The sequence below is a fragment of the Pseudomonas sp. F(2018) genome, assembly GCF_005508865.1.
Taxonomy (GTDB): Bacteria; Pseudomonadota; Gammaproteobacteria; order Pseudomonadales; family Pseudomonadaceae; genus Aquipseudomonas.
In genome coordinates this window covers 1,021,320-1,047,169 of the sequence record NZ_SCOM01000002.1, presented here as the reverse complement: position 1 = coordinate 1,047,169, position 25,850 = coordinate 1,021,320, and the positions used below count along the sequence as shown (strand labels likewise).

Genomic DNA, 25,850 nt, shown 5'->3' with positions numbered 1-25,850 from the left:
TTCAACGTCGGTACAGCCGCTCGTAGCAGTCCAGCAGCGGCTGGGTCGACAGACCGTGGAGCAGGATGCTCAGGGCCACCACGCTGAGCACCAGGTCGCTGGCCTCGCTGGCGGCCAGTGGCGACAGGTCGTGGTTGAGGGCGTAGCTGAGGTAGTACAGGCTGCCGATGCCGCGGATGCCGAACCAGCCGACGAACAGGCGATGGCCGAGCGGCAGCTGGTGCTCGCGGATCAGCAGGACCACCATGGCCGGGCGCACCAGGCAGAACAGCGCCAGTGCCAGCGGCAGGGCGCGCCAGTCCCAGTGGTAGACCAGCAGGGCGCCAAGCAGGGTCACCAGCAGCACTTCCAGAATGCGTTCGAGCAGCCCGCCGAAGGACAGGATGTCGGCCATTAGCGCGCCAGCGGCGATCTGCGGGTGTGCCTCAGTGTCGGCACCGAATTCCACCAGGGCGTTGGCCTGGCCTTCCTCACGTGGCTCGGGATTGCCGCTTTCCTCGGCGGGAGCCTCGGTGTGGCTGCTGGTTTCCACCTCGGCATGGCGCAGGCCCAGGCCGGCGGCGAAGGTGGCGAGAAAGCCCCAGGCACCGATGGCCTCGGCGCAGGCGTAGGACAGGGCGATCAGCGCCAGGGCGAGGAAGTCGTTGGCCGTCACCACCGTATCGGTATGGCGTGCGCGCAGGTAGATCACCAGGCGGCCCGTGCCGCGGCCCAGCACGTAACCGAGCAACAGCCCGGCGGGCACCGCCCACAGTATGTCGCTGAACAGCCAGCGCAGGACATCATCCAGCTGCGGTAGGGCTTGCCCTTGGGCAATCAGCAGCAGGGCGAGCATCACGAAGGGAAAGGCGGTGCCGTCATTGAGCCCGGCCTCGCCGGAGATGGCGTAGCGCAGACGGTCGACATCGCCCGCGCGGCTGACCTGCACCAGGCTGGCCAGCACCGGGTCGGTGGGCGAGAGGATGGCCGACACCAGCAGCGCCAGGCCCCAGTCCAGGCCGAGAGCGAAGTGCCCGACCAGGGTCAGGCCGAGAATGGTGCCAACCAGCACCGGCCCGGCCAGCAGCCAGGCCGCGTGCCATTCGGGCGATCGTAGCGGCAGGCGCAGCTTGAGCCCGCCGATGAACAGCGAGACCAGCACCGCCGCCTCGGCCAGGTGTTCCAGCCAGCCACTGATATGGCCGAGATCCTGTTGCCAGAGTTCGAGGCCGAGGGGGCCGATGACCAGGCCGAAGGCCAGATACAGCACCGACGAAGACACCGGCAGCAGGCGCAGGTAGGCGGACGTCAGCGCCAGGATCAACAATAGGGTGCCCAGCACCAGCAGCCACAGGCTGAAGCTCATGGCGTTCTCCGCTGGCGCGGTGCAGGGCAGGACGAAGGATGCATGGAGAGGGCGCCTCGTGGGTCACTCCATTGAGACAGGGCGGCAGGCCGCGGGGTTCAAGGCTTTCATGGTTGTCAGCCTCGACTGGGCACGTCATCGGCTTCAGCCGGAGATCCGCCCGTGCATTCCGATCTCTGCCTCAGGCACTGGGACGCGAGCGCAACCCCGCACCGCGGCAATTGCCTGAACTTGTGCCGCCGCGTTCGGCTCCATCTAGCAGGGTTCTGGCCGGCGGAGTGGCGGATGGAAGCGAACGATGTGTGGTACGACAGCGCGGTGTCCTATCAACTGGATGTCGCCACCTTCCATGATTCCAATGGCGATGGCATCGGCGATTTTCCCGGCCTCACCGCGCGCATGGACTACCTGCGCCAGCTGGGCATCAACAGCCTGCTGCTGATGCCGTTCCATCCGTCATCGGAGCGCGACGACGGCTATGACGTGATCGACCACTACGGCATCGACCCGCACCTGGGCAGTTTTGGCGACTTCAGCGCCTTCATGGACGAGGCGCGGGTTCGCGGCATCCGGGTGATCCTCGATCTGGTGGTCAACCACACTTCCGACCAGCATCCCTGGTTCCAGGCCTCGCGCCACCCCGGCTCGCCGTTCCGCGACTATTACGTGTGGGTGGATGAGCCGGACGACGCGCATGCCGATCAGGTGATGTTTCCCGACCGCTACGACAGTGTCTGGACCTACGACGAGCAGGCCGGCGCCTACTACTTCCACCGCTTCCACGACTTCGAGCCGTCGCTGAACCACGGCAACCCCGAGGTGCGCCAGGAGGTCATGCGCATCCTCAGCTTCTGGCTGGCCATGGGCGTGGACGGCTTCCGGGTGGATGCGGCGCCCTACCTGATCCTGCCCAAGGGCCCGGCACAACACTTCAGCGACCCCCACGAGTACCTGCGCCAGCTGCGCCGCCACGCCAGCCGCTATGGCCATGGGGCGATGCTGGTGGGCGAGGCCAATGTGCCACCGGAGCAGCTGGGGCAGTTCTTCGGCAATGGCGACGGGCTGAACCAGCTGTTCAACTTTATCGGCGCCGAACGCATCTTCCTGGCCCTGGCCCGCGAGGACGGCACGCCGATTCGTGAGCTGGAGGCGCTGCTGCCACCGCTGCCGCCCAGTGCCCAGTGGATGAACTTTCTCCGCCACCATGACGAGTTGAATCTGGCCTGGCTGGATGAGACGACGCGCGAGGAGCTGCTCGACGCGATCGCCCCGCACCCACACATGCGCATCTACGGACGTGGCACGCGCCGGCGCCTGGCGCCGCTGCTGGGCGACCCGCAGCGGGTGCGCCTGGCGCTGAGCCTGCTGTTCAGCCGCAGCGGCGCGCCGCTGCTGTATTACGGCGACGAGCTGGGCATGGGCGACAACCTGGAGCTGCCGGATCGCTTTCCGGTGCGCACGCCGATGCAGTGGTCGGCGCAAACCAACGGCGGGTTCTCCTGCGCCGATCCGCAGCGCCTGATCCGGCCGATGATTGCCGACGGCGAATACGGTTATGCAAGGGTCAATGTCACCGAGCAGTGGCTGCAACCGCAGTCGCAGCTCAACGCCACCCGTGCGCTGATCGAGACGCGCCGTTCCTGCCCGGAGTTCGGCCTGGGGCGTCACGAATTCATCGAGTGCGATGGCGGCGCGGCCGTGCTGGCCGAGAGCTATTTCCTCGATCACGGCCGGGTGGTCTGCGTGCACAACCTGTCCCGCAGCGCCTGCACGGTGCGCATACGCCACCCGGAGCTGGCCGACCGCGACTGCTACGAGCTGATCTCGCGCCAGGTGGTGCGGGCCGATGCCATCGGGGCGCTGGAGCTGCATTTGGCGCCCTACGGTTATACCTGGTGGCGGGTCGGCTCGATCTTCTCGCCGGCCGAGAACGGCGCCACGGTGGCTAGCGCAATTGCGGAAGCACCGAGCTAGCGAAGGCCTCGATGAAACGCTGCTGGTGGCGGTTGACGTTGTGCAGGTAGATGCGCTCGAAGCCCTGTTCCACATCGGCCTGCAGCCAGGCGGCGTGCTGCGCCAGGTCGCTGCCGACGCGCACCTGGCCGAGCAGATCCTCGGGGCGCACCGAGCTGGCCGCCGCCTCGAACTCCTCGACGCTCTTCAGATCCTGGCTGAGCTGGCCGGGCAGCACGTTGGTGCGCCACTGCTGATGGGCCCCGGCGAGGGCCTCGGCTTCGCTCTCGGCGTAGGACAGCTTGGCCTGCAGCAGCAAGGGCTTACCGGCGCCACCACCGTCGCGGAAGGCGTCGACGATGCGTTGCTGCTGCTCCCGCGTGCCGCTGACCGTGATCATGCCGTCCGCCCAGCTCCCGGCCCAGCGCGCGGTCTGCTCCGACAGAACCGCCGCGTACAACGCCGGCGGGCGTGACGGCAGGCTGTACAGCCGTGCCCGCTCCACCTTGATCAGGCCGTCGCGCGACACTTCCTCGCCGGCCCACAGGGCGCGGATGATCGCCACCGCCTCGGCCAGGCGGGCATTGCGTTCCGCCTTGGGCGGCCAGGGCTCGCCGGTGATCGACTCATTGATCGCCTCGCCGCTGCCCACTGCCAGCCAGAAGCGCCCCGGATACATCTGCGCCAGGGTCGCAGTGGCCTGGGCGATCAGAGCCGGGTGGTAGCGGAAGCATGGCGTGTTGACCACGCCCAGATCGAAGGCGGTGCCCTGCAGCGCGGCGCCCAGCCAGGACCAGGCGAAGCCGCTTTCGCCCTGGCTTTCGCTCCAGGGATGGAAGTGATCCGAGCACATGCCGGCGGCGAAGCCGGCGCGCTCGGCCTGCTGCATGAGCTGCAGCAGCTCTCCGGGCGGGAACTGTTCGTGGGAGGCGTGATAACCGATCACTGGCATGGGCGTACCTCAACTTGGAGTGGTCAGGCCCGCGGCGCTCATCAGCAGGCGCAGCAGCCAGGCCAGTAGCGCCAGGCTCAGCACGCTGCCGGTCCACAGCGCCACCAGCCAGGCCAGGCGGCGCCACAATGAGGGTTCAGTGGTAGCCCTGGTCATGGGTCACCTTGCCGCGGAACACGTAGTAGCTCCACGCCGTGTAGCCGAGGATGAAGGGGATGATCAGCAGCGCGCCGACCAGGGCGAAACCCTGGCTCTGTGGCGGCGCCGCGGCGTCCCAGAAGGTGATCGACGGCGGCACTATGTGCGGCCACAGGCTGATCCCCAGGCCGGCGTAGCCGAGGAAGATCAGCACCAGGGTCAGCACGAACGGCTTGGCGTTGTCGTAGTTGGCCACCGAGCGCAGCAGCTGCTGGAAGGTCAGCAACGCCAGCAGCGGCACCGGCAGGAACCAGAACAGATTGGGCAGGCTGAACCAGCGGTCGGCGATGGCCTGGTGGGCCAGCGGCGTCCACAGGCTGACGATGCCGATCACCACCAGCAGCACCAGGGCCAGGGGGCGCGCCAGGTCGTGCATGCGCTCCTGCAGCGGGCCTTCGGTACGCATGATCAGCCAGGTGCAGCCGAGCAGGCAGTAGGCGACTATCAGGCCCAGGCCGCAGAAGATCGGGAAGGGCGCCAGCCAGTCCAGCGAACCGCCGGCGAACTGACCGTCACGCACCGGCAGGCCCTCGATAAAGGCGCCGAGGACCACACCCTGGGAAAAGGTGGCAACCAGCGAACCGCCGATAAAGGCCTTGTCCCACACATGGCGCCAGTGCTCGGAGGCCTTGAAGCGGAACTCGAAGGCCACGCCGCGGAAGACCAGCCCGATCAGCATGAAGATCAGCGGCAGATACACGGCCGAGAGGACCACCGAGTAGGCCAGCGGGAAGGCGGCGAACAGACCGGCGCCACCGAGCACCAGCCAGGTTTCGTTGCCGTCCCAGATCGGCGCCACCGTGTTCATCATCACGTCGCGGTCCTCGCGCTCGCGGAAGAACGGGTAGAGCATGCCGATGCCCAGGTCGAAGCCATCCATCACCACATACATCATCACGCTGAAGGCGATGATCAGGGCCCAGATCAGTGACAGTTCGATGCCCATGGCTCAGCCCTCGTCCACTTTTTCTTCCGGCGCCGACAGTGGCCGTGCCGGGGTGCGTGGCCGACCGGCGCCGCCATCGTTGGTCTCGCGGCCCTCGTGCGGGATCGGGCCCTTGCGCACCAGGCGCAGCACATAGACCAGGCCGATGCCGAAGACGAAGAAGTACACCACCACGAAGGTCACCAGGCTGATGCTCATCTGCGTGGCGCTGTGCAGCGACACCGCATCACTGGTGCGCATCAGGCCGTAGATCACCCAGGGCTGGCGGCCGATCTCGGTGGTGAACCAGCCGGCGAGGATCGCGATGAGGCCGCTGGGGCCCATGGCCAGCACCAGGCGCAGGAAGGCGCGGGACTGGTACAGGCGATCACGCCAGCGCAGCCACAGGCTCCACAGGCCGGTGAGAATCATCAGCAGGCCGAGGCCGACCATGATGCGGAAGGTCCAGAACACCACGGTGGCGTTGGGCCGATCCTCGGGCGGGAAATCCTTCAGCGCCGGAATCGGCTCGGTCAGGCTGTGCTTGAGAATCAGGCTGCCGAGCACCGGGATCTCCACGGCGAAGCGGGTTTCCTCGCGCTGCATGTCCGGCCAGCCGAACAGGATCAGCGGGGTAGGGCCCGGCTCGTCATTGCTCCAGTGGCCCTCGATGGCGGCGATCTTCGCCGGCTGGTGCTGCAGGGTGTTGAGGCCATGGGCGTCGCCGATCAGCGCCTGCAGCGGCGCCACCAGCAGGGCCATCCACATGGCCATGGAGAGCATCTTGCGCACGCCGGGATTGTCGTTGCCGCGCAGCAGGTGCCAGGCCGCCGAGGCGCCGACGAAGAAGGCCGTGGCGAGGAAGGCGGCCACCGCCATATGGGTCAGCCGGTAGGGGAAGGACGGGTTGAAGATCACCGCCAGCCAGTCCACCGGGATCACCCGGCCATCGATGATCTCGTAGCCCTGGGGCGTGTGCATCCAGCTGTTGGAGGCGAGGATCCAGAAGGTCGAGATCAGCGTGCCGATGGCCACCATCAGCGTGGCGAAGAAGTGCAGGCGCGGGCCGACGCGGTTCCAGCCGAACAGCATGACGCCGAGGAAACCGGCCTCGAGGAAGAAGGCGGTGAGCACCTCGTAGGTCAGCAGCGGCCCGGTGACACTGCCGGCGAAGGTGGAGAAACGGCTCCAGTTGGTGCCGAACTGATAGGCCATGACCAGCCCGGAGACCACGCCCATGCCGAAGTTGACGGCGAAGATCTTCAGCCAGAAGTGGTACAGGTCGCGATAGACCTCTTTCTCGGTCTTCAGCCAGAGCGCCTCGAGCACGGCCAGGTAGCTGGCCAGGCCGATGGTGATGGCCGGGAACAGGATGTGAAAGGAGATGGTGAAGGCGAACTGGATGCGCGCCAGGTCCAGGGCTTCCATGTCGGTCTCGCAGTCAGGACAGCGGGTGGGCGCGGGTCAGCATGCGCGCCGTCTGCAGGTGGTGCTTGAGCACCGGCAGCTTGGCCCGGGCGAAGGCCTGCAGCTCGGCGTCGCCTTGCTCGGCGGCCTGGTTGAACAGGGCGATGCAGTTTTCGTAGTGGCGCGCCTGCAGGTCGGCATAGCGGGCATCGAAGTTGTCGCCGCGCAGTTGCTGCAGCTGCGGCTCGCTGCGCTTCAGCAGCTCGGCATCGGCCGGCAGGTTGACCTGGCGGGTACGGGCGAAGGTCTGCAGGTCGGCATTCTCGCGCGGGTGGTGGTCGATGACCTGCTGGGCGAAGTCTTTCACATCCGCCGACTGGCTCTGGCGCAGGGCCAGTTGCGCTGCCTCGGTCTCAGCCATGCGGGCGACCACGGCCTGCTCGACGAAGGCCTGGGTATCGACCGTGGGCGCCGCCAGCAGCGGTGTGGCGAGCAGCAGCAGCCCTAGGCCGGCGCTGCGCAGGGTGTTTCTGGCCATGGCGAGCCTCCGAAGCCGTTGCGAATCTAGGTGTGTGACGAGGGCAGCGGGGCAGGGTTCAAGTTTTCTCCTGGCTCAGGAGTAGATCGACAGGTGATGCGGGTAGTTGCCCACCCGCGCGCCCATGACCATCTCGCTGATCCAGCTGGTGAGGATCGAGGTATAGGCGCGCTGATCGCTGTCGTTGCTCAGCGAATGGTCGGCGCCATCGACGATGCGATGGGTCAGCGAGTGCGCCTTGGTGAAGGCGGCGCGGTAGCTCATCAGCGTGGTGTGCGGCACGAAGTCGTCGTGCTCCGACTCCACCAGCAGCACATCGCCCTCGAACTCGGAGCAGGCGGACAGCGCGCGGTTGCCCTGGGGCGGCACGAAGGTGCGGCGATATTCGGCCAGGCGCTCGCGATCCATCTGCTGCTTGGGCGCATCCCATTCCTCGTCCCAGTACAGCGCCGGCACGCGCAGGGCCAGCCATCTGACCGGGCGCAGGGTGGTGAGAATGGCCGACAGATAGCCGCCGTAGCTGGTGCCGATCACCGCGATAGCCTGGGTGTCGGTGGAGGGATGGCTGGCCAGCTGGTCGTAAGCGGCGACGATGTCGGCCAGGTTCTGCTCGCGGGTCACGCTCTGCTTGCGTGACTGGGTGCGCTCGTGGCCGCGCAGGTCGAAGGTCAGGCACACGCAGCCCAGCCCGGCGATGCCCTTGGCCCGTGCCAGGTCGCGCTGCTGGCTGCCGCCCCAGCCGTGGACGAAGAGAATTCCGGGGACCTTGGTCTTCGGTGAGACCATGGTCCCGGCTATCGTTTCGTTGTCCACATCGATTTCCACTGCCTCGCTACGAGATGACATGAGGTTCCACCTTGACGTATTTGCTCAATCTGCCGACTTCCGGCTCCTCGCCGCTGTAGAGCTGCTGAGCATCGTCCGGCGGCTCGCTCTCGCCGTAGCACTCGAAGGTCGAGGCACGCACGCTGCGCAGCTCCGGGTCGGCGGCGAAGGCCTCCAGGGCGAAAATCTCCGCCGCGCTGGCGCCACCGATGCGCCAGGACTGTTCCAGCACGCCTGAACGCGGCTTGCCCAGGCTGTCGATGCCCTGGGCCACGTCGTAATTGCGTCGCGAGGCGGACAGGCCGAAGGCGGCGAAGGCGGCATGCTCGTAGACATGCGCCTGAGACACCGCCAGGCGGATCGCCTCGGGCATTGGCAGGCGCATCAGTTCGGCGTAGTCGCCGCGCACTATGGTCAGATCCGAGCCGCCGTAGACTTCCACGCCGGTGTTGTCGCGGGTCAGGCGCTGGCTGCCGTAGTAGCTGGCGGTGATGCCGGCGACCAGCACCTGGCCGACACTGAAGGTCACTACGTCGCTGAGGTTCTCCTCCAGCACCAGGCCCCAGGTGGCCACCTCGGCGGCGTCCTGCTCGGCCAGCAGTTCGGCCAGGCGCTGGCGGTCGTGGATCACTTCCTGGCCGCGCCCGGCCTTGCCCAGCACCGGTTTGAGGCGCACCGTGCCGTGCTCCAGCAGCTGCTCGCCGGCGCGCTGGGCATCCGCCAGGTCGAATACCGTGCGTCCACCGAGAATGGAATTGGCCGCCTGCCTGGAAAACTCGTGGGACCAGCCCTGCGGTACATGGCGAGGCTGCTCCGGCAGCGGATGGCTGATGGCCTTGGTGGCCATGAACGGCTGCGCCACCACGCCCCCGAAGAAGTCGTCGATGCCCTGGATGCCCAGCTCCCGGCAGCGCCCGGAGCCGATCAGCGTGTCGCTGGGAATCAGGTAGTAATTACCTGTCGCATGCTCCGTGGCATCACGGTCGCCGAGGAAAAGCGTGCCGAGCAGGGCGGCGATCTTGCGCCCCAGCACTTGGTGCACGGCGCGCTCGTGCTGGCTGACGCCCGACTCGCTGGGTAACAGCAGGACTCCGTCCTTCATGCTCAGCGATCCTGCCATTTACCACCGCCTCGCTCGCAATCGTTCCTGGCCTGGCTGCGATCCTCCAGGCTGTAGTAGTAGGTCACCACCTTGGCGTCATCCGGCACATTGGGCTCGTTGGGCGGCGGGTTGCTGCTGCTCGAGCGGTGGTTGGCCAGGGTTTCCTGGGTGATGGCGGCGGTGCAGCTGGCCTTGTGGTCGTCCGCGCACGCGGCGACCTTCTCCTTCTTGGTGCCCAGGGTCTCCTGGCTCTCGTTGCTGCACGACCAGTTGATCGTGCCCTCGGGCATGCCCTGGAACTCGTAGCAGCTCTCGGTCTCCACCGCCTCTACACCCGGGCTGGCGGAGCGGCTGAGGATGTGGCAACCCTCGGCCATGGCCAGCGAGCCGAACAGGCTGCCGACCAGCAACACAGCGGTCTTGGCGATCATCTGCTACCTCCGGGTGATTCGTGGAACCTATGCCTTCTGAACCGGCCAACGACACGGGAGTTCAGACTTTCTCCCTGCAAGAAAGGTGGAACTAAGCGGGCCCGTGCAAACCCTTATCTGGAGTAATCCTGAGGAGGGAACGCCGTCATGAAGAGAGATTGGGAGCTGATCAAGGCGCTGATGCTGGAGATCGAGAGCCGCGAACAGGGCCGCTACTTCGTGCCCGAGGCCTTCGCCGGCCACGACCTGGAGTCGGTCAAATACCACCTGCACCTGCTCGACCAGGCCGGTCTGGTCGAGTGTGAGCTGGACGAGCCGTGGGACGGCGTGCCGGTGCTGATCGGGCGCAACCTGACGCTGCTCGGCCACGATCTGCTGGACAGCCTGCGCGACGAAGAGGTAGCGCGCCCACGCCCGGCACCGCTGCTGGCGCAGCTGACCAGCGCGGCGCGAGAAACGCTGCGGCGCATCGCCTGAGGAGGTTGCCATGGCAGGGGAAGCGGAGGTTCTCGAGTTCAAGCAGAACATCCTCGCCAAGCTCAAGTACGCGGTCGGTAAGGACCCAGGCAACGCCTTCGACCACGACTGGTTCGAGGCCATCGCCCTGGCCGCCCGCGACCATGTGATCGACCGCTGGGAAGAAGCCTCGGCCCAACTCGACCGACGCGGGCAGAAGCGCATCTACTACCTGTCGCTGGAATTCCTCATCGGTCGCCTGTTGATCGACAACCTGAGCAACCTGGGTCTGCTCGACGTCGCGCGCCAGGCCTTGGCCGAACTCAACGTGGACCTGGAGCGCATCCGCCAGATCGAGCCCGACGCGGCGCTTGGCAATGGCGGCCTCGGCCGCCTGGCCGCCTGTTTCATGGAGAGCCTGGCCACGCTCGGCCTGGCCGCCCACGGCTATGGCATCCGCTACGAGCACGGGCTGTTCCGCCAGGTGGTCGCCGATGGCTGGCAACTGGAGCAGACCGAGACCTGGCTGGACTTCGGCAACCCCTGGGAATTCGAACGGCCGGAAGTCAGCTACAGCATCGGCTTCGGCGGCAGCGTGCACAGCCTGGCGGAGGAGGGCGAGCTGCCGCGCCACGTTTGGCAGCCCACCGAGACCATCCGCGCCATCGCCTACGACACGCCGGTGATCGGCTGGCGCCGCACCGCGGTGAATACCCTGCGCCTGTGGCGCGCCCGCGCCGAGGAAGACCTGCAGCTGGACCGCTTCAACGCCGGCGACCATATCGGCGCGGTGGTGGATGTGGTGCGCGCCGAGAGCATCTCGCGGGTGCTGTACCCGGCCGACAGCACCGAGGCCGGCCAGGAGCTGCGCCTGCGCCAGGAGTTCTTCTTCGTCTCCGCCTCGCTGCAGGACCTGCTGCAACGCCATGTGCGCGAGCATGGCGACGTGCGACGGTTGCCGGAGCGGGCGGCGATCCAGCTCAACGATACCCACCCGGCCATTGCGGTGGCCGAGCTGATGCGCCTGCTGGTGGATGTGCACCAGCTCAGCTGGTACGACGCCTGGCAGCTGACGGTGGCGACGCTGTCCTACACCAACCACACCCTGCTGCCCGAGGCGCTGGAGTCCTGGCCGGTATCGCTGATGGAGCGCCTGCTGCCGCGGCACATGCAGATCATCTACCTGATCAACTCCTATCACATCGACTCGCTGCGGGCCCAGGACATCCACGACTTCGCCCTGTTGCGCTCGGTGTCGCTGATCGAGGAGGACCACGGCCGGCGGGTGCGCATGGGCAACCTGGCGTTCCTCGGCGCGCACAGCGTCAACGGCGTATCCGCGTTGCACACCGAGCTGATGCGCAAGACGGTGTTCCGCGACCTGCACGGCCTGTACCCGACGCGGATCAACAACAAGACCAATGGCGTGACCTTCCGCCGCTGGCTGTTCCAGGTGAATCCGCAACTGACCGAACTGCTGGTGGATACCCTCGGCCCCGAGGTGCTGGATGCGCCGGAGTCCGTGCTGCGTGGCCTGGAAAAGCACGCCGACAAGAAACCCATGCACAAGCGCTTCGCCGCCCTGCGCCAGCAGAACAAGGCGGCCCTGGCCGCGCTGGTGCACGAGCGCCTGGGCGTGACCCTGGACACCAGCGCGCTGTTCGACGTGCAGGTCAAGCGCATTCACGAGTACAAGCGCCAGCTGCTCAATCTGATCCACACCGTGGCGCTGTACCAGGCCATCCGCAACGACCCGACCACCGACTGGGTGCCGCGGGTGAAGATCTTCGCCGGCAAGGCGGCGGCCAGCTATCACCAGGCCAAGCTGACCATCAAGCTGGCCAACGACATCAGCCGCACGGTCAACGACGACCCCACGGTGCGCGGCCTGCTCAAGGTGGTGTTCATCCCCAACTACAACGTCAGCCTGGCCGAGACCATCATCCCGGCGGCGGACCTGTCCGAGCAGATCTCCACCGCCGGGCTGGAAGCCTCCGGCACCAGCAACATGAAGTTCGCCCTCAACGGCGCGCTGACCATCGGCACCCTGGACGGCGCCAATGTCGAGATGAGTGAGCAGGTCGGCAACGACAACCTGTTCATCTTCGGCATGACCGCGCAACAGGTGGAACTGCGCAAGCAGACCGGCGAGCTGAACATGGCCAGCGTCATCGCCGGCTCCGAACGCCTGAGCGCGGCGCTGGAGGCGATCCGCTCCGGCGTGTTCTCGCCGGACGACCCGACGCGCTACGTGAGCTTGGTCGATGCGCTGGTGTACGACGACCGCTTCATGGTCTGCGCCGACTTCGACGACTACTGGGCCACTCAGCGCCGGGTCGACGAACTCTGGCAAGACCCGTCCCGCTGGTGGCGCGCGGCGGTGCTCAATACGGCGCGGATGGGCTGGTTCTCTTCGGACCGCACCATCCGTGAGTACGCCAAGGACATCTGGGGCGCGCCGCCCGCGGTCTAGCCTGGCGCGGCGTTTGTGTAAGAGCAAGCTCTGCTCGCGAAGCCTTGCCTCGCTACCGTGTTCGCGAGCAGGGTTCGCTCCTACAAGGGATCAATCGTTTGGCTCGGCCTTCGCTCAGATAAACCCAGGCTGATGACGCTCCGCCACATAGTCCAGCGGTAGCGCGGCGGCCTTGATGAAGAAGGCGGCCAGTTCGGTTTCCACCAGGGTCTGGTTGATCGACTCCAGCGGCGCCTCCAGGCGCTGGACTTCCTGGCCGTAGCTCTTTTCGTGCAGCACCAGGTTGCACTCGGTCAGGGCGCCGATGCGGTAGACGCAGGGCACGCTGTCGCTGGGGCGTTTGAGGGTCAGGCGCAGCTCGGGGTGAGCGTCGTTGCGCAGTTGCGTGCGCGCCTCCAGGCCGTTGGCGTGGGCGTAGTGGGCCGCTTCTTCGAAGTGCAGCGCGGCGCAATCGACCAGGGCCACCAGCAGGGCGTCGCGGAAGGTTTCTTGGTTGTTCATCTGTCGCTTCCTCGGCTGTCGGGCATTGGCTTTTCGACCGGAAGGTGCGTGGCGAGTGCCGGGCTTTTTCAGCGCAGCGGCGCGGTGAAAATCGCTAGAACCTCTGCCGTATCGCCTTCTCATAACTAGGAGGTGTCGCTTGCGGCGACGCCCTAGCCATGAGGAGAGCGACATGTCGGAGAAGAACAGCCCGAGCGAGGCGGCGGGCACCCATACCCTCGATCGCGGTAACAGCAACGCCAAACTGGACCAGCTGGAGCGCTGGCGCGAAGACGCCACAGGCGAGGCCCTGACTTCCAACACCGGGGTCAAGGTGGCCGACAATCAGAACACGCTGAAGGCCGGCGAGCGGGGCCCCTCGCTGCTGGAAGACTTCCTGATGCGCGAGAAGATCACCCACTTCGACCACGAGCGCATTCCCGAACGGGTGGTGCATGCGCGGGGCTCGGCGGCCCACGGCTACTTCCAGGTCTACGAGCCGCTGGCCGAGCTGACCTGCGCCGACTTCCTCAATCATCCGGAAAAGAAGACCCCGGTGTTCGTGCGTTTCTCCACCGTGCAGGGGCCGCGCGGCTCGGCGGACACGGTGCGCGACGTGCGCGGCTTCGCCACCAAGTTCTACACCGACGAGGGCAACTTCGACCTGGTCGGCAACAACATGCCGGTGTTCTTCATCCAGGACGCGATCAAGTTTCCCGACTTCGTGCATGCCGTGAAGCCCGAGCCGCACAACGAGATCCCCACCGGCCAGTCGGCCCACGACACCTTCTGGGATTTCGTCTCGCTGCAGCCGGAGTCGGCGCACATGGTGCTGTGGGCCATGTCCGATCGCGGCATCCCGGTGGCCTACCGGGCCATGCAGGGCTTCGGCGTGCACACCTTCCGCCTGGTCAACGCCGCGGGCCGCAGCGTGTTCGTCAAGTTCCACTGGCGGCCGGTGTCCGGCGTCTATTCGCTGGTCTGGGACGAGGCGCAGAAGCTGGCGGGCAAGGACCCGGACTTCAACCGCCGGCAGCTGTGGGAGGACATCGAGAGTGGCGACTACCCCGAATGGGAGCTGGGCCTGCAGGTGATTCCCGAAGAGGACGAGCACAAGTTCGACTTCGACCTGCTCGACCCGACCAAGCTGGTGCCCGAGGAACTGGTGCCGGTGCGCGTGGTGGGCAAGATGGTGCTCAACCGCAACCCGGACAACTTCTTCGCCGAGACCGAGCAGGCCGCGTTCCATATCGGCCATGTGGTGCCGGGCATCGACTTCAGCAACGATCCGCTGCTGCAGGGCCGGCTGTTCTCCTACACCGACACCCAGCTGCTGCGCCTGGGCGGGCCGAACTTCAACGAGATCCCGATCAACCGGCCGCTGTGCCCGTTCCACAACAACAACCGCGATGCGCCGCACCGGCAGACCATCAACAAGGGCAGGGCGGCCTACGAGCCCAACTCCATCGATGGCGGCTGGCCCAAGGAAACTCCACCGGCAGCCAGCGGTGGCGGCTTCGTCTCCTACCCGGAGCCCATGAGCGGCGTGAAGCTGCGCAAACGCGCCGACTCGTTCGGCGATCACTTCTCCCAGGCCCGGCTGTTCTGGAACAGCATGGCGCCCCACGAGAAGGAGCACATCATCGCCGCCTACAGCTTCGAGCTGGGCAAGGTGGAGCGTCGCGAAATCCGCGAGCGCCAGGTCAACCAGATTCTCGCCAATATCGACCCGCTGCTGGCCACGCGGGTGGCGCAAAACCTCGGCCTGCCGGCGCCTGCCGGTGGCACCGTAGCGCCGCTACAGACCGCCCTGGAGAAGTCGCCGGCGCTGAGCCAGGCCAACCTGCTGTCGGGCAATATCCGCTCGCGCAAGGTGGCCATCCTGGTGGCCGACGGGGCCAACGTCGATGACATCAGCCACATCATCGGCGTGCTCAACAGCGAAGGGGCCACGGCCAAGGTGATCGGGCCCAGCTCGGCGCCGGTGAAGACCAGCGACGGCAACACCCTGGTACCCGACGCCACCCTGGAGGGGCTGCCCTCGATCGCCTTCGATGCGGTGTTCGTACCCGCCGGTGCCGAGGCCGCCAAGGCGCTGCTGGCCAACGGCGCTGCGCTGCATTACCTGCTGGAGGCCTACAAGCACCTCAAGGCGATCGCCCTGTGCGGCGAGGCGGCGGACCTGAGGGCGCAGCTGCACCTGGAAGCGGATGAAGGCTTGCTCAACGCGGCCAAGGCGGAGGATCTGTGTGCCGACCTGGTCAAGGCCATGGCCCAGCACCGGGTATGGGCGCGCGAGCCGAAGGCCAAGGCGATTCCCGCCTGATGCATGGCACTCCGGCCTGCGGGTCGGAGTGCCGTTGGCTCTAGCGATGGGCGAAGTGGTGTGCCGCGCGGTAGGCCGGGGTAAGCACCGGGCGCGGCAGCTTCGGCCGTGGTGTTTTGCGTCGGGCGGGCAGCGGTGCCGGCGTAGGCATGGCTGCGTGCGGCTGGTGGTAGACGACATGGCGGCGAGCGATGCGCAATATGCCCCAGAGCATGGCCGCAGCGACCAGGAACCAGGCCGAGATCATCAGCAGAATCACGCTTTCGGGTCCCATCAGCGATCTCCTTCGATAATGCGCACGCGCTCATGCACGTGCAGCGACAGGGACATTTCATCCAGTAGGCCGGCGGCGAAGCGGCGCAGGGGCAGGGCACGCTCAGCGGGCTGAACGAAGTCGGCGAATTGCAGATCCTCGTCCATTGGCGCCGGTGCCTCGACCAGGGTCCAGGCGATCGGGCTGGCCAGCAGACGCTCCTGCAGGTGGCTCACCGGTGCAGACGGCTGCTGCGGGCTCTCGTCCAGCCAGGCGAAGTCGTCCACCACCAGCAGGCGCTTCACACCGGCCACCTCCAGGCCGTCCAGCATGGCGAGCAGGGCGCGGAACAGCAGAGGGAAATCGTCCCGGGCAGTGCCCGGCAGCTGCTCGCCGAGCAGACAGACCACCGCGTCCATACCGGCCACGCTGTGGCTGACGGAAAGCGCGTCGGACAGATCGCCACCCTTGGTGCGCAGGCCGGGTATCGAGGGCAGGGCGTTGAACTGGTCGACGATGGCCATCGTCTCGTACTGGCGATGCAGCGCCTCGACCAGCACCGCATTGCCCAGGCTGCTGCGGGCGCCATAGAGCGCCAGCTTGTAGGCCGGGGTTTCCAGGTTCTTCATGGCTCAGGGCTGCAGATGGTGGCCAGGGGAGGTGGCGGTCTTCTGCTTGTCGATGCGGCTGGCCTGCACATCGGTGATCGCCCCGGGCCGCGCCTCGCTGTGCAGTGCCTGCAGGTAGAACAGCGCCTGCTCGGGGGTCAGCGTCTCGCTGTCGGCCTGCACCGTGACCGATTGCGGCTGGTTATCGAGGATGAAACTGACCAGGAAATCGTACTTCTTCGCCATGGTTGAACTCCCGAGCTGCGTGGCCTGGCGGCCTCCTGACAGATAGACCACCGGGTGGCCAAAAGGAGTTCAGGTATTTGTTGATAAAACCTTCGGTGCTTGCCTGCGGTCGACTGGTTATCGAGTACCCAACGGTGGGCCGCAGGAGGAACAGATGACTTTCATGTGTTTGATCAGTGGCTGTAACTGGATCGATGGCTACCCCACCCTGATGGGCAAGGAAACCTTGCTGTGCCAGTGCTGTAGCCGGTGCGGCAGCTTCCGCTACCTGCCCGGAGAGAATCACTGAAACTTTGTCCGACCACGACGGGTCGGCCCATAACACTCCCAGGATGTGACTGTCATGGCTCGAGCTATCTGGAAAGGCGCTATCAGTTTCGGTCTGGTGCATATCCCGGTGGCGCTGGTCTCGGCCACCTCGTCCCAGGGCGTCGACTTCGACTGGCTGGACAAGCGCAGCATGGAGCCGGTCGGTTACAAGCGGGTGAACAAGGTCACCGGCAAGGAAGTCACCAAGGAACACATCGTCAAGGGCGTGGCCTACGAGAAGGGGCGCTACGTGGTGCTGAGCGAGGAGGAGATCCGCGCCGCTCACCCGGAGTCGACCCAGACCATCGACATCTTCGCCTTCGTCGACAGCCCGCAGATCCCGCTGCAGAACATCGACACACCCTATTACCTGACTCCCGACCGCCGTGGTGAAAAGGTCTACGCGCTGCTGCGCGAGGCCCTGGCCAGCACCGACAAGGTGGCCCTGGCCCACGTGGTGCTGCACACCCGCCAGCACCTGGCGGCGCTGATGGCGCTGGAGTCGGCCCTGGTGCTGGTGAAACTGCGCTGGCCGAGCGAGGTTCGCGGCCTGGAGTCGCTGGAGCTGGGCTCCGCAGTGACCAGCCCGAAGCTGGTGAAGAGCGAGCTGGACATGGCCAAGCGGCTGATCAAGGACATGAGCGCCGACTGGCAGCCAGAGGATTACCAGGACAGCTTCCAGGACCGGATCATGGAACTGGTGGAGCAGAAGGCCAAGGCCGGCAAGATCGAGGAAGTCGAGCGCGTGGGCGGCGAGGAAGAGCGGCGCAGCGCCGATGTCATCGATCTCACCGAGTTGCTCAAGCGCAGCCTCGGCGGCAAGGCCGAGAGCAAGCTGAAGCCCAAGACGAAACCCAAGGCGGCCAGCACGACCACGCGCAAGACCGCCAAGACGGCACGCAAATAAGCCAGGAAAACCGACATGGCCAGGGCGCAGAGCGAATACAACCGCAAACGCAATTTCGAGCAGACCAGCGAGCCCCGCGAGGAGCCGCGTAAGCGCACACGCAAGGCCGGCGCCCTGCGTTTCGTGATCCAGAAACACGATGCCCGACGCCTGCACTACGACTTCCGCCTGGAGCTGGGCGGCACGCTGAAGAGCTGGGCGGTGCCCAAGGGGCCAAGTCTGGATCCGCATGACAAGCGTCTGGCGGTGCACGTGGAAGACCATCCGCTGGACTACGCCAGCTTCGAGGGCAGCATTCCCGAGGGCAATTACGGCGCTGGCGACGTGATCGTCTGGGACCACGGCATCTGGCAGCCCCATGGCGACCCAGCGGTGGGCTACGCGGCCGGCAAGCTCAAGTTCACCCTGGTCGGCGAGAAGCTGGCCGGCGACTGGACCCTGGTGCGCACCCATCTGCGCGGCAGCAGCGACAAGCAACAGTGGCTGCTGATCAAGGAGCGTGACGAGACGGCGCGCTCGGCCGACGAGTACGACATAGTCGAAGCGCAGCCGCAGAGCGTGATCAGTGGCGGGCTGGTCGGCGGGCCGAGCAAGAAGGCGGTGCGCAAGGCGGCGGAAAGCAAGCCCAAGGCCAAGCCCACAGCCAAGGCGGTCAGCACCGACTTCCCGGCCAGCCTGGCGCCACAGCTGGCCACCCTGATGGAGCGGCCACCGGAGGGCGACTGGCTCTACGAGGTCAAGTTCGACGGCTACCGCATCCTTGCCCGTATCACCGATGGCGAGGTGCGCCTGTTCACCCGCAACGGCCACGACTGGACGGCGCGCTTGCCGCTGCAGGCCGAAGCCCTGGCCAAGCTGGGGCTGCGCGACACCTGGCTGGACGGCGAGGTGGTGGTGATGAACGACCAGGGCCTGCCGGACTTCCAGCTGCTGCAGAACGCCTTCGACATCGGCCGCAGCCACGACATCCTCTACTACCTGTTCGACGCCCCCTTTATCAATGGCCAGGACCTGCGCGAGACGCCGCTCGAGCAGCGCCGCGCCCAGTTGAAGCAACTGCTGGGCGACCCGCGGCGCTCGCCCTTGCGCTTCTCGGCGGCCTTCAGCGCGCGCCACGAAGACATCGTCGAGAGCGCCTGTGCCATGTCCCTGGAAGGCGTGATCGGCAAGCGCGCCGGCAGCCTCTACGTGTCACGCCGCAGCCCCGACTGGATCAAGCTCAAGTGCCGCCTGCGCCAGGAGTTCGTCATCGTCGGCCATACCAAGCCGCAGGGCAGCCGCAGCGGTTTCGGCGCACTGTTGCTGGCGGTCAACGAGGACGAAGGCCTGCGCTACGCCGGGCGAGTCGGCAGCGGCTTCGGTGAAGTGGCGCTGAAGGAATTGCACCAGCGCCTGCAGAAATTGGCGCGCAGCGACTCGCCGCTGGCACACAAGCTCACCGCCGCCCAGACCCGCGGGGTCAGCTGGGTCGAGCCGCATCTGGTCGGCGAGGCCGAGTTCGCCGAGTGGACCCGTGAAGGCATCGTGCGCCAGGCCACCTTCGTCGCCCTGCGCAGCGACAAGCCGGCCAGCCAGATCGTGCGCGAGCGGCCGCGCCCGCCGGAGCAGCTCGGTACCAAGGCCAAATCCACCAAGCCGGCCAAGGCTGCGAGCGGCAAGGGTGGAAAGGGCGGAAAGGGCGGCAAACCGGTGGTGGCCGAGGTGCCGATCAGCAATCCCCAGCGGGTGATCGATCCGGACAGCGGCACCACCAAGCTGGACCTGGCGCTGTTCTATGAAGGGATCGCCGAGTGGCTGTTGCCGTACCTGGACAATCGCCCGGTATCGCTGGTGCGAGCGCCGGATGGCGTGGGCGGCGAACAGTTCTTCCAGAAACACGCCGAGCGCCTGGCCATTCCCAACATTAAGCACCTAGATCCGAGCCTGGACCCCGGCCACGCCAGGCTGATGGAAATCGACAGCCTGCCAGCGCTGGTCGGCGCCGTGCAGATGGGCACCATCGAGCTGCACACCTGGGGCGCCACCAGCGACCGCATCGAGACGCCGGACCACTTCGTCCTCGACCTCGACCCAGACCCCGCGCTGCCCTGGCGCAGCATGCTCGAAGCCACCCGCCTGACCCTCAGCGTGCTCGACGAGCTGCGCCTGGATGCCTACCTGAAGACCAGCGGCGGCAAGGGCATCCACATCATCGTGCCGCTGGCCCGGCGCGCCGACTGGGACACGGTCAAGGGCTTCGCCAAGGCCGTTGCCCAGTTCATGACCCGCCAGTTGCCGGAGCGCTTCACCGCCACCTCCGGACCGAAGAACCGGGTCGGCAAGATCTTCATCGACTACCTGCGCAACGGCCGCGGCGCCAGCACCGTGGCCGCCTACTCGGTGCGCGCCCGCCCGGGCCTGCCGGTTTCGGTGCCGATCAGCCGCGACGAGCTGGACGGTCTGCGCAGCGCCCAGCAATGGACCATCGCCAACCTGCAGGAGCGTCTCGACAACCTGCGGGAAAACCCCTGGAGCGGCTATGCCAACCGCCAACGCCTGACCCGCGCCATGTGGGAACGGCTCGGCGCCACACCGCCCGCAAGCGAATGACGAGGAAAATCCCATGAGCGAGAAACAGACCCTGCCGCCACAGCACCAGGACATCCCCCACGGCAGCGAGGCGCAGATGGACCCGCCACCGGTGTACATCGACGAGCGTTACCGCGGCGCCGGCAAGCTGGAGGGCAAGGTCGCCGTCATCAGCGGCGCCGACAGCGGCATCGGCCGCGCCGTGGCCGTGCATTTCGCCGAAGAGGGCTGCGACATCGTGCTGCTGTATTTCGATCGCGATGAAGACGCCCGCCACACCCAGGCGGAGATTGAGCGCCGTGGCCGCCAGGTACTACCGCTGGCCGGCGACGTGGCCGACGCCGGATTCTGCCGCCAGGTAGTGGAGCAGGCCATCGGCAAGTGGGGACACATCGACATCCTGGTCAACAACGCCGGCGAGCAACAGCCCCAGGAAGGCCTGGAAGACATCAGCGAGGAGCAGTGGGAGCAGACTTTCCGTACCAACATCTTCGGCATGTTCCAGCTGACCAAGGCCGCACTGCCTTATCTGAAGGACGGCTCGGCGATCATCAACACCACCTCGATCACCGCCTACAAGGGCAATCCGATGTTGCTCGACTACTCATCGACCAAGGGCGCGATCACCACCTTCACCCGCTCCCTGGCGCTGAACCTGGCCAAGCGCGGCATCCGCGTCAACGCGGTCGCCCCGGGACCGATCTGGACGCCGCTGATCGCCTCGACCTTCCCGCCGGAAAAGGTCGCCACCTTCGGTTCGGACACCCCCATGCAGCGCCCCGGCCAACCGGCCGAAGTGGCACCGGCCTTCGTCTACCTGGCCAGCAACGACTCCTCCTATGTCAGTGGCCAGGTACTGCACGTGAACGGCGGGTCGGTGGTGAACGGCTAGAGTCCGCGCCGCCGCCTCAGGCTGCGGCGTGCCAGTACCAGAACAGGGCGATTTCCCCAGGGGCGACGGCGCCATAAAGGTGCGTATCGAAGCCGCCCAGGCGGAAGCCGAAGCGCTCGTACAGCTTGCAGGCCGCCACGTTGTTGTTCTGCGTCTCCAGCATCAGCCCGGCTAGGCCGCGGCCCTTGCACCAGTCCACGGCGTGGTGGAGCAGGGCAGTCGCCACGCCTGCTCGGCGCAGGTTGGTGTCGACCAGGATGTTGTCGATGCGCGCATAACCGTTCCACGCTTCGGATAGCGCTATCGCGCCGGCTGGCCGACCCTCAAGGCGGGCGATGAACAGCTCGCCGTCGTTCTCTTCGTCGTCATCGTCGCCATAGGATTTCCGGTAGGGCTCTACGGCGACGACGTCGTAGCCGAAGCGACCTTCGATGAAGTAGGGACGCAGCTCCTGCGTTACGGTGAAGCTGGCATCCAGGCGGGCCTCGATCAACTCGGGTAACGAGCCCCTGTGGATAGTGATGCCGGGCATCGAGAGCCTCTCCTAACTGTTCAGGCGCAGAGGCCCAGGCGAATCAGCAGTGCAGCAACCAGTTGCTCTGGCGTGCCGGAAACATCGAATGGCTCGCCCAAACCTGGGTTGGACTCGCCCTCCAGAATCGCGCGTTCCTCGACGACCGTCTGCATCTCGAAGTCCTGCTCGTCGATAATGCGAGCACTTTGGCGAAGACGAATCCGCCTGAGATTCTCCGCAAACGGCAGAACCAGGCGAAAGCAGCGTACATCACCGTCGAACTCACCCAGTGCCTGGCGCAGTGCATCGAGTTCGTCAGCCGTGTGCCATATATGGTTGATGACGAAGTGTCTGTAGCCATGGGCCAGGTGGTGCTTGACCAGTAGCGCCAGCGTCGCATGCAGGTACCCCAGCTCATCCGCGGGCGGCGGGTTCACGGCTACCACCTGATCGCCGTCCAGCATCACGCTTGCGTCCAGATGCTCCATAAGCGCCTCGGAGAGCGTCGACTTGCCGACTCCGAGGGGGCCGTTCAGCACAATGATCATCAATCTACCTGTCTTTCATGAGGCGCCAGGCTGGTAGCTGTCCGCGACCACGGGCGAGCACCCACTACTGGCATTGGGCGATGGGCATGTCCGCCTTGCCGAAGGTGGCGTAAACCAAATCGATCTGGTGCGCGCGCATGACATCGCTCAGCTCGGGAGTGCAAACCACTTTCTGCCAGCGCTCCTGGCGTGCCTGGTTCTCGGGGGACAGTGTCTGGCTGTGAACATTGCCGCTCAGCTGCAATTCCGAGGGCTGCGCGGCGGCAAAGGAGAGATGGTAGAGCGACCAGCTCTCTCCGGATGCGGCGGCCTGTGCCGGGTCGATCCCGTTCTTGGCGCCGAGAAACTCCAGCTTCAGGTCGGCAGATTGCGCTGCGACCGCTGTTCCGACGCGGGACAGATCCTCGATCGCAGCTTGATCGGCTGGGCTGGTAGAAGAGGGTTGCGGGCTCTCCGCCTCAGGTTGCTCTTCACAGCCAGCGAGCGCACCGAGCGCCAGAATCACGCACAGGAGGTAGGTGGGTTTGAGTGCATGGAGATCGATCATGTGGTCCTCGAAGATATTCGTGAGCGTTCAGATGGCGGCGCATGCCAGTTGGTTAGGTTGCGAGGTGTCAGCCCCCGCGTCCCTCTAACACCTTGGCTAGTCTTTTCATCCCAATGGCGGCGCGCTTGCGCATGACCCTGCGAGCGAGCGGCAAGAGCGTGATCCTGGCGAGGAGGTGGTCATTGCGGCTGAACATCCGCCACTCGACCCGGCATGCGTCGGCACCGATAACGTGGAACTGGATTTCCATCCTCGGCATCAGCGGCGGCAGCTGCCCTTCCGTCACGAGTAGCTTGTTCGGCTCCGCAGCAACGACCGTGATGGCAACCTTGCGGGTTCCGCGCATCGGGATGGCGACGGTCTCAAGGTAGGTTTTTCCAGGCGCGGCATGTGCCAGTTCGTTCGCCGACTGGATGGCGAGGACACCAGGAAACCACTCGCCGAACGTCTCGAGATTAGTGATGTACTCGTACGCCACGCTCGCCGGACACGCAATCTCGGCGGTGTTTTCTGTCAGTAGGTACACGCGATACTCCTTGTATCCACGGGCCGTAGTGACCGTAGGTGGGGTTACGGTTGTGATTGCTCAAGTGCGATGGCCGCTTGTTGCCGCTTCGAAAGACTGGAAAGCGCCTTGGCATAAGACCAGGTGATCAGCTCCTGGAGGTATTCGGCCGGAACCGTCTCGACATCCACGATGGTGACCCAGCGGAACTTGGCCATGTAGCGGGCAGGCTTGATGCCCGGCACGTCAGTCAGCTCCAGGAAGCGCTCCGGAGAGGTGCAGATACTGAAACGCCACTGCTCCGGCTCGCTGGTCTTGAAGTAGGCGAACTTTCTGCCGCCGACGTAGTAGACAAGGATGTTGCTTGGCGGGCCAAACAGCTTCGAGGAGGTTCCGGGGTAACAGCTGCAATATTCTTTGACGGCGGCAACATCCATTTGACGATCCTGAGCGGTCTTGCTTTGACATGATCGACGTGGCCCGACAGGGCATGTCGGCTCGGTGGGAGAGGGTGGCCGCATCGGTGCAATGAGGTGTTTTGACGGATTCCGGCGCCCTTGGTTAGCGGGTTGGCGCCCCCAAGGGTTGTGCAGCACCGGTCAGCTTTCCGGATCGTAGTGGAACTCGCGAAGCTCCTGCGAGCAACGGCAAGCTTCAGCGATCCTCGCCGCCCATTGGATGGCGGCTTCGCGCGAGGGCAGCTCAAGAATGCAGAAGCCGCCATTGAACTCCCTGGTCTGCGGGTAGGTAGCGTTGCGGACGGCGCCATCGGCACCAACCATCAGCGGCGCCGCGCTCTCGTTGATACCGCCTCCGAACACATAAACGCCCGCATCCTTCGCCTCACGTATGACTGCATGAGCCGCTTCGCTGACGGCAGGCAGGTCTTCCTGCGGGACGTCCATCGCTTCAGCGGGGAAGGAGATGAGGTACTTGGTCATTGCTCGATCCTGGTTGGTGGGGGCTAGCGTTTGGTTAAGGGGCCGGCTTTAGCCGGTGCCGAGTGAGCGAAGCGAACGGCTTGAACCAATTGTTATGCTTTGCACTGGCTTGATCTCCACTGACGGTATGCGTGAATAATCGCGTCTCGTCGCTCCCGGTGGCTGCCAGCAAGATTGGCATTCTTGAGCTTTCGGATCAGTTCTCTGTACATATAACCAGATCGGAAAAAATAGGGCCTTAACTCTACAAAGCACAGAGCGGATTCAACCGACAACTGATCCCCATCTTTGATTTTTTGTAGCGCCTCAGTGTAGTTGCAGGGGAATGATAAGGCTTCATACCTGGCGTGAAATTCTTTGCAGGCGAACTCCCATTCCCGCCTTTTCAATGGGCTCAAGTCACGAACCTTAAAGGTTTCTTTGATGCGTGAACGAAGGCGGCGAATAGTCTCCGCATTCTCTTCAATTTCGCGTTTCATTCGAATTTGGTTCATGGTGCATAACGATTAAGCTAAGAGGCCGGCTTCGCCGGCCCAGCGAGTGAAACGAGTGATTTGAGCGCATTGTTAGAGAACTGTGCGTGGTAATTTTTGTACACACCCTAAGGCGGATGCCAAGAAGAACAAGAAGGAAAATTTTATAATGGCTATAGCTGCGATACCAAGCTGTGAAATTTTTTCTTGCATCCCATAAGTTTGAGTTGAAACTAAAACGATGCCAATTAGGCAGAAAATTAACCCATAGAGCGCACCTGTGATCGCGCCGTTTTTAAGTGGGGAGAATTTAGACTTGTAGCCAGCGACGAAGCCGCCGGCAAGCCATGGGAGGTTAGAGATAGCTTCCATCAGGATGTCTGCAATATTGCTACCCAGCGTAACTTTGACAAGTTTAACGACCGGATATGCAATTGCGGCTGCGGCTAGTCCTAGTAGTATCGGGTTACGTTCCATGTTTTTCTCTAACGATTAAGCTAACGGGCGGATAAAAGCGTAGCTTTTGGACGCCCAGCGAACGAAGTGGGCGACAGTTGAGCGCATTGTTAGGCATCAACTCTGGCGTTGATTAATTTTATTAAATCCTGGCGCTGGGAATGTGAGCTAAATGCGCGCCTGGGGACAATTAGCGCCGTATGTGGCGTAGTGTAAATTGCCACATTGCCAAAGCGAGAGACGGCTTTGTTGATGCCGTTCCAATAAAAATAGGATTTATTGTATTTTGTTTCTTCGATGAATGCCGTGTCGGTGACTTCTATTGTATGAGTTGTAAGTACTGCATGGTTTTTTCTTGAGGCGAAGTAGATGATATTGAATATAAATTGAGTTGTCAGCATTGCAGCGTAGGATAAAAGAGCAAAGGTTATGCTGTAAGTGAGGCTGCTGTGAGTGCTGGTTAACCAAAATATCAAGAATGCAAACGCTAGAAGTGTAAGCTGCAAAGCTGGTGAGTAAAGCTGGTGAGCGGTTTGAAACTCAATTACATCCCTGAATTTATTCTCGTATTCTAAGCGCATATTTTCCCTGCTTGATGCCTAACGATTAAGCTAACGGGCAGACAAAAGCGCAGCTTTTGGCTGTCCAGCGAACGGAGTGAGCGGCAGTTGA

The 25,850-nt window shown here is 64.7% G+C and carries 30 protein-coding genes; 8 read left to right on the top strand and 22 right to left on the bottom strand.

All coding sequences use genetic code 11. The features are described from left to right. Position 1: 1 nt before the first annotated feature. Positions 2-1,345: a sodium:proton antiporter gene (locus FFS62_RS12980; protein ID WP_137973220.1), complete on the bottom strand. Its 1,344-nt coding sequence runs from the start codon at positions 1,343-1,345 to the stop codon at positions 2-4. 285 nt (positions 1,346-1,630) lie between these two features. Here FFS62_RS12980 and FFS62_RS12975 point away from each other — a divergent pair, with 285 nt between their 5' ends. Continuing rightward, positions 1,631-3,319 (top strand): alpha-amylase family protein, encoded by a 1,689-nt coding sequence (locus FFS62_RS12975; RefSeq protein ID WP_137973219.1) that lies wholly within the window; start codon positions 1,631-1,633, stop codon positions 3,317-3,319. On the opposite strand, the gene FFS62_RS12970 is transcribed toward FFS62_RS12975, so the two are convergent. From FFS62_RS12970 to FFS62_RS12935, 8 genes are all read right to left on the bottom strand, one after another. Next, positions 3,291-4,250 carry a TIGR03885 family FMN-dependent LLM class oxidoreductase gene (locus FFS62_RS12970; protein WP_137973218.1) on the bottom strand — a complete coding sequence of 320 codons (960 nt, stop codon included), beginning with the start codon at positions 4,248-4,250 and terminating at the stop codon, positions 3,291-3,293. The genes FFS62_RS12975 and FFS62_RS12970 overlap by 29 nt on opposite strands. Positions 4,251-4,259: 9 nt before the next feature. Further along, positions 4,260-4,406 (bottom strand): DUF2474 family protein, encoded by a 147-nt coding sequence (locus tag FFS62_RS12965; RefSeq protein WP_137973217.1) that lies wholly within the window; start codon positions 4,404-4,406, stop codon positions 4,260-4,262. Next, positions 4,387-5,394, bottom strand: a complete 1,008-nt coding sequence (cydB, locus tag FFS62_RS12960) for a cytochrome d ubiquinol oxidase subunit II (RefSeq protein WP_137973216.1) — start codon at positions 5,392-5,394, stop codon at positions 4,387-4,389. Before cydB ends, FFS62_RS12965 begins: the two co-directional genes overlap by 20 nt. A 3-nt stretch (positions 5,395-5,397) precedes the next feature. Next, positions 5,398-6,801: a cytochrome ubiquinol oxidase subunit I gene (locus tag FFS62_RS12955; protein ID WP_137973215.1), complete on the bottom strand. Its 1,404-nt coding sequence runs from the start codon at positions 6,799-6,801 to the stop codon at positions 5,398-5,400. Between the two features lie 13 nt (positions 6,802-6,814). After that, positions 6,815-7,318: a DUF4142 domain-containing protein gene (locus FFS62_RS12950; protein WP_137973214.1), complete on the bottom strand. Its 504-nt coding sequence runs from the start codon at positions 7,316-7,318 to the stop codon at positions 6,815-6,817. A gap of 75 nt (positions 7,319-7,393) precedes the next feature. Next, a complete protein-coding gene (locus tag FFS62_RS12945; protein ID WP_137973213.1) occupies positions 7,394-8,164 on the bottom strand; it encodes a S9 family peptidase in 771 nt (256 codons plus the stop codon). Continuing rightward, positions 8,151-9,245, bottom strand: coding sequence for a DUF3182 family protein (locus tag FFS62_RS12940; RefSeq protein WP_256662212.1), 1,095 nt, complete (start codon positions 9,243-9,245; stop codon positions 8,151-8,153). Before FFS62_RS12940 ends, FFS62_RS12945 begins: the two co-directional genes overlap by 14 nt. Before the next feature lie 2 nt (positions 9,246-9,247). Continuing rightward, the gene (locus FFS62_RS12935) at positions 9,248-9,676 is read right to left on the bottom strand and encodes a hypothetical protein (RefSeq protein ID WP_137973211.1); all 429 of its coding nucleotides are present in this window, start codon (positions 9,674-9,676) and stop codon (positions 9,248-9,250) included. Positions 9,677-9,823: 147 nt separating this feature from the next. On the opposite strand from FFS62_RS12935, the gene FFS62_RS12930 reads away from it, so the two are divergent. Continuing rightward, positions 9,824-10,153 (top strand): DUF2513 domain-containing protein, encoded by a 330-nt coding sequence (locus tag FFS62_RS12930; protein WP_137973210.1) that lies wholly within the window; start codon positions 9,824-9,826, stop codon positions 10,151-10,153. A gap of 10 nt (positions 10,154-10,163) precedes the next feature. Beyond that, positions 10,164-12,605 (top strand): glycogen/starch/alpha-glucan phosphorylase, encoded by a 2,442-nt coding sequence (locus tag FFS62_RS12925; RefSeq protein WP_137973209.1) that lies wholly within the window; start codon positions 10,164-10,166, stop codon positions 12,603-12,605. Between the two features lie 114 nt (positions 12,606-12,719). On the opposite strand, the gene FFS62_RS12920 is transcribed toward FFS62_RS12925, so the two are convergent. Next, positions 12,720-13,106 carry a hypothetical protein gene (locus FFS62_RS12920; protein WP_137973208.1) on the bottom strand — a complete coding sequence of 129 codons (387 nt, stop codon included), beginning with the start codon at positions 13,104-13,106 and terminating at the stop codon, positions 12,720-12,722. A 172-nt stretch (positions 13,107-13,278) separates the two neighbouring features. On the opposite strand from FFS62_RS12920, the gene katE reads away from it, so the two are divergent. Then, complete coding sequence (katE, locus tag FFS62_RS12915) at positions 13,279-15,411, top strand: catalase HPII (protein WP_137973207.1); 2,133 nt, start codon at positions 13,279-13,281, stop codon at positions 15,409-15,411. 40 nt (positions 15,412-15,451) lie between these two features. Here katE and FFS62_RS12910 read toward each other — a convergent pair whose 3' ends face one another. The 3 genes from FFS62_RS12910 to FFS62_RS12900 are packed head-to-tail and all read right to left on the bottom strand — an operon-like array spanning position 15,452 to position 16,518. After that, entirely contained in the window at positions 15,452-15,685 is a 234-nt protein-coding gene (locus FFS62_RS12910) for a hypothetical protein (protein ID WP_137973206.1), read from the bottom strand. Next, entirely contained in the window at positions 15,685-16,293 is a 609-nt protein-coding gene (locus FFS62_RS12905; protein ID WP_137973205.1) for an NAD(P)H-binding protein, read from the bottom strand. The genes FFS62_RS12910 and FFS62_RS12905 overlap by 1 nt, the downstream gene beginning before the upstream one ends. A gap of 3 nt (positions 16,294-16,296) precedes the next feature. Continuing rightward, positions 16,297-16,518 (bottom strand): hypothetical protein, encoded by a 222-nt coding sequence (locus FFS62_RS12900; RefSeq protein WP_137973204.1) that lies wholly within the window; start codon positions 16,516-16,518, stop codon positions 16,297-16,299. A gap of 154 nt (positions 16,519-16,672) precedes the next feature. Between FFS62_RS12900 and FFS62_RS23440 the strand changes: the two genes are divergently transcribed. Genes FFS62_RS23440 through FFS62_RS12880 form a run of 4 tightly spaced genes read left to right on the top strand, consistent with a single transcriptional unit; the run spans position 16,673 to position 21,194 of the window. Next, positions 16,673-16,807, top strand: coding sequence for a PSPA7_2676 family Cys-rich small protein (locus FFS62_RS23440; RefSeq protein ID WP_137973203.1), 135 nt, complete (start codon positions 16,673-16,675; stop codon positions 16,805-16,807). Positions 16,808-16,861: 54 nt separating this feature from the next. Further along, positions 16,862-17,734: a Ku protein gene (locus FFS62_RS12890; RefSeq protein WP_137973202.1), complete on the top strand. Its 873-nt coding sequence runs from the start codon at positions 16,862-16,864 to the stop codon at positions 17,732-17,734. Between the two features lie 15 nt (positions 17,735-17,749). Further along, complete coding sequence (gene ligD / locus FFS62_RS12885) at positions 17,750-20,323, top strand: DNA ligase D (protein ID WP_137973201.1); 2,574 nt, start codon at positions 17,750-17,752, stop codon at positions 20,321-20,323. Positions 20,324-20,336: 13 nt separating this feature from the next. Next, positions 20,337-21,194, top strand: coding sequence for an SDR family oxidoreductase (locus FFS62_RS12880; RefSeq protein ID WP_137973200.1), 858 nt, complete (start codon positions 20,337-20,339; stop codon positions 21,192-21,194). Between the two features lie 16 nt (positions 21,195-21,210). On the opposite strand, the gene FFS62_RS12875 is transcribed toward FFS62_RS12880, so the two are convergent. The 9 genes from FFS62_RS12875 to FFS62_RS12835 form a co-directional block, all read right to left on the bottom strand. Next, complete coding sequence (locus FFS62_RS12875; protein WP_137973199.1) at positions 21,211-21,726, bottom strand: GNAT family N-acetyltransferase; 516 nt, start codon at positions 21,724-21,726, stop codon at positions 21,211-21,213. Positions 21,727-21,746: 20 nt separating this feature from the next. Continuing rightward, positions 21,747-22,256: a Gar/GrdA family gentamicin resistance ATP-binding protein gene (locus FFS62_RS12870; RefSeq protein WP_137973198.1), complete on the bottom strand. Its 510-nt coding sequence runs from the start codon at positions 22,254-22,256 to the stop codon at positions 21,747-21,749. Between the two features lie 64 nt (positions 22,257-22,320). Next, positions 22,321-22,803 carry a hypothetical protein gene (locus tag FFS62_RS12865; protein ID WP_137973197.1) on the bottom strand — a complete coding sequence of 161 codons (483 nt, stop codon included), beginning with the start codon at positions 22,801-22,803 and terminating at the stop codon, positions 22,321-22,323. 67 nt (positions 22,804-22,870) lie between these two features. Further along, complete coding sequence (locus tag FFS62_RS12860) at positions 22,871-23,329, bottom strand: SRPBCC family protein (protein WP_137973196.1); 459 nt, start codon at positions 23,327-23,329, stop codon at positions 22,871-22,873. Between the two features lie 44 nt (positions 23,330-23,373). Then, complete coding sequence (locus FFS62_RS12855; RefSeq protein WP_137973195.1) at positions 23,374-23,745, bottom strand: MmcQ/YjbR family DNA-binding protein; 372 nt, start codon at positions 23,743-23,745, stop codon at positions 23,374-23,376. Between the two features lie 162 nt (positions 23,746-23,907). Continuing rightward, positions 23,908-24,249, bottom strand: coding sequence for a YciI family protein (locus tag FFS62_RS12850; protein WP_137973194.1), 342 nt, complete (start codon positions 24,247-24,249; stop codon positions 23,908-23,910). 92 nt (positions 24,250-24,341) lie between these two features. Then, positions 24,342-24,743: a hypothetical protein gene (locus FFS62_RS12845; RefSeq protein ID WP_137973193.1), complete on the bottom strand. Its 402-nt coding sequence runs from the start codon at positions 24,741-24,743 to the stop codon at positions 24,342-24,344. A 72-nt stretch (positions 24,744-24,815) separates the two neighbouring features. Continuing rightward, a complete protein-coding gene (locus FFS62_RS12840) occupies positions 24,816-25,199 on the bottom strand; it encodes a TIGR04086 family membrane protein (RefSeq protein ID WP_137973192.1) in 384 nt (127 codons plus the stop codon). An 89-nt stretch (positions 25,200-25,288) separates the two neighbouring features. Next, on the bottom strand, positions 25,289-25,759 hold the full coding sequence (locus FFS62_RS12835; protein ID WP_137973191.1) for a YcxB family protein: 471 nt from the start codon (positions 25,757-25,759) through the stop codon (positions 25,289-25,291). Between the last annotated feature and the right edge of the window lie 91 nt (positions 25,760-25,850).

Excerpts from the sequence above, each read along its gene's own strand:
- katE (WP_137973207.1), top strand. The coding sequence starts at position 13,279 with ATGTCGGAGAAGAACAGCCCGAGCGAGGCGGCGGGCACCCATACCCTC.
- FFS62_RS12835 (WP_137973191.1), bottom strand. The coding sequence starts at position 25,759 with ATGCGCTTAGAATACGAGAATAAATTCAGGGATGTAATTGAGTTTCAA.
- FFS62_RS12905 (WP_137973205.1), bottom strand. The coding sequence starts at position 16,293 with ATGAAGAACCTGGAAACCCCGGCCTACAAGCTGGCGCTCTATGGCGCC.
- FFS62_RS12855 (WP_137973195.1), bottom strand. The coding sequence starts at position 23,745 with ATGGATGTTGCCGCCGTCAAAGAATATTGCAGCTGTTACCCCGGAACC.
- FFS62_RS12870 (WP_137973198.1), bottom strand. The coding sequence starts at position 22,256 with ATGATCATTGTGCTGAACGGCCCCCTCGGAGTCGGCAAGTCGACGCTC.
- FFS62_RS12890 (WP_137973202.1), top strand. The coding sequence starts at position 16,862 with ATGGCTCGAGCTATCTGGAAAGGCGCTATCAGTTTCGGTCTGGTGCAT.
- FFS62_RS12845 (WP_137973193.1), bottom strand. The coding sequence starts at position 24,743 with ATGAACCAAATTCGAATGAAACGCGAAATTGAAGAGAATGCGGAGACT.
- FFS62_RS12930 (WP_137973210.1), top strand. The coding sequence starts at position 9,824 with ATGAAGAGAGATTGGGAGCTGATCAAGGCGCTGATGCTGGAGATCGAG.
- FFS62_RS12945 (WP_137973213.1), bottom strand. The coding sequence starts at position 8,164 with ATGTCATCTCGTAGCGAGGCAGTGGAAATCGATGTGGACAACGAAACG.
- FFS62_RS12920 (WP_137973208.1), bottom strand. The coding sequence starts at position 13,106 with ATGAACAACCAAGAAACCTTCCGCGACGCCCTGCTGGTGGCCCTGGTC.
- cydB (WP_137973216.1), bottom strand. The coding sequence starts at position 5,394 with ATGGGCATCGAACTGTCACTGATCTGGGCCCTGATCATCGCCTTCAGC.
- FFS62_RS12925 (WP_137973209.1), top strand. The coding sequence starts at position 10,164 with ATGGCAGGGGAAGCGGAGGTTCTCGAGTTCAAGCAGAACATCCTCGCC.
- FFS62_RS12980 (WP_137973220.1), bottom strand. The coding sequence starts at position 1,345 with ATGAGCTTCAGCCTGTGGCTGCTGGTGCTGGGCACCCTATTGTTGATC.
- FFS62_RS12840 (WP_137973192.1), bottom strand. The coding sequence starts at position 25,199 with ATGGAACGTAACCCGATACTACTAGGACTAGCCGCAGCCGCAATTGCA.
- FFS62_RS12950 (WP_137973214.1), bottom strand. The coding sequence starts at position 7,318 with ATGGCCAGAAACACCCTGCGCAGCGCCGGCCTAGGGCTGCTGCTGCTC.
- FFS62_RS12975 (WP_137973219.1), top strand. The coding sequence starts at position 1,631 with ATGGAAGCGAACGATGTGTGGTACGACAGCGCGGTGTCCTATCAACTG.
- FFS62_RS12970 (WP_137973218.1), bottom strand. The coding sequence starts at position 4,250 with ATGCCAGTGATCGGTTATCACGCCTCCCACGAACAGTTCCCGCCCGGA.
- FFS62_RS12940 (WP_256662212.1), bottom strand. The coding sequence starts at position 9,245 with ATGAAGGACGGAGTCCTGCTGTTACCCAGCGAGTCGGGCGTCAGCCAG.
- FFS62_RS12965 (WP_137973217.1), bottom strand. The coding sequence starts at position 4,406 with ATGACCAGGGCTACCACTGAACCCTCATTGTGGCGCCGCCTGGCCTGG.
- FFS62_RS12910 (WP_137973206.1), bottom strand. The coding sequence starts at position 15,685 with ATGGGACCCGAAAGCGTGATTCTGCTGATGATCTCGGCCTGGTTCCTG.
- FFS62_RS12900 (WP_137973204.1), bottom strand. The coding sequence starts at position 16,518 with ATGGCGAAGAAGTACGATTTCCTGGTCAGTTTCATCCTCGATAACCAG.
- FFS62_RS12955 (WP_137973215.1), bottom strand. The coding sequence starts at position 6,801 with ATGGAAGCCCTGGACCTGGCGCGCATCCAGTTCGCCTTCACCATCTCC.
- ligD (WP_137973201.1), top strand. The coding sequence starts at position 17,750 with ATGGCCAGGGCGCAGAGCGAATACAACCGCAAACGCAATTTCGAGCAG.
- FFS62_RS12935 (WP_137973211.1), bottom strand. The coding sequence starts at position 9,676 with ATGATCGCCAAGACCGCTGTGTTGCTGGTCGGCAGCCTGTTCGGCTCG.
- FFS62_RS12875 (WP_137973199.1), bottom strand. The coding sequence starts at position 21,726 with ATGCCCGGCATCACTATCCACAGGGGCTCGTTACCCGAGTTGATCGAG.
- FFS62_RS12880 (WP_137973200.1), top strand. The coding sequence starts at position 20,337 with ATGAGCGAGAAACAGACCCTGCCGCCACAGCACCAGGACATCCCCCAC.
- FFS62_RS12865 (WP_137973197.1), bottom strand. The coding sequence starts at position 22,803 with ATGATCGATCTCCATGCACTCAAACCCACCTACCTCCTGTGCGTGATT.
- FFS62_RS12850 (WP_137973194.1), bottom strand. The coding sequence starts at position 24,249 with ATGACCAAGTACCTCATCTCCTTCCCCGCTGAAGCGATGGACGTCCCG.
- FFS62_RS23440 (WP_137973203.1), top strand. The coding sequence starts at position 16,673 with ATGACTTTCATGTGTTTGATCAGTGGCTGTAACTGGATCGATGGCTAC.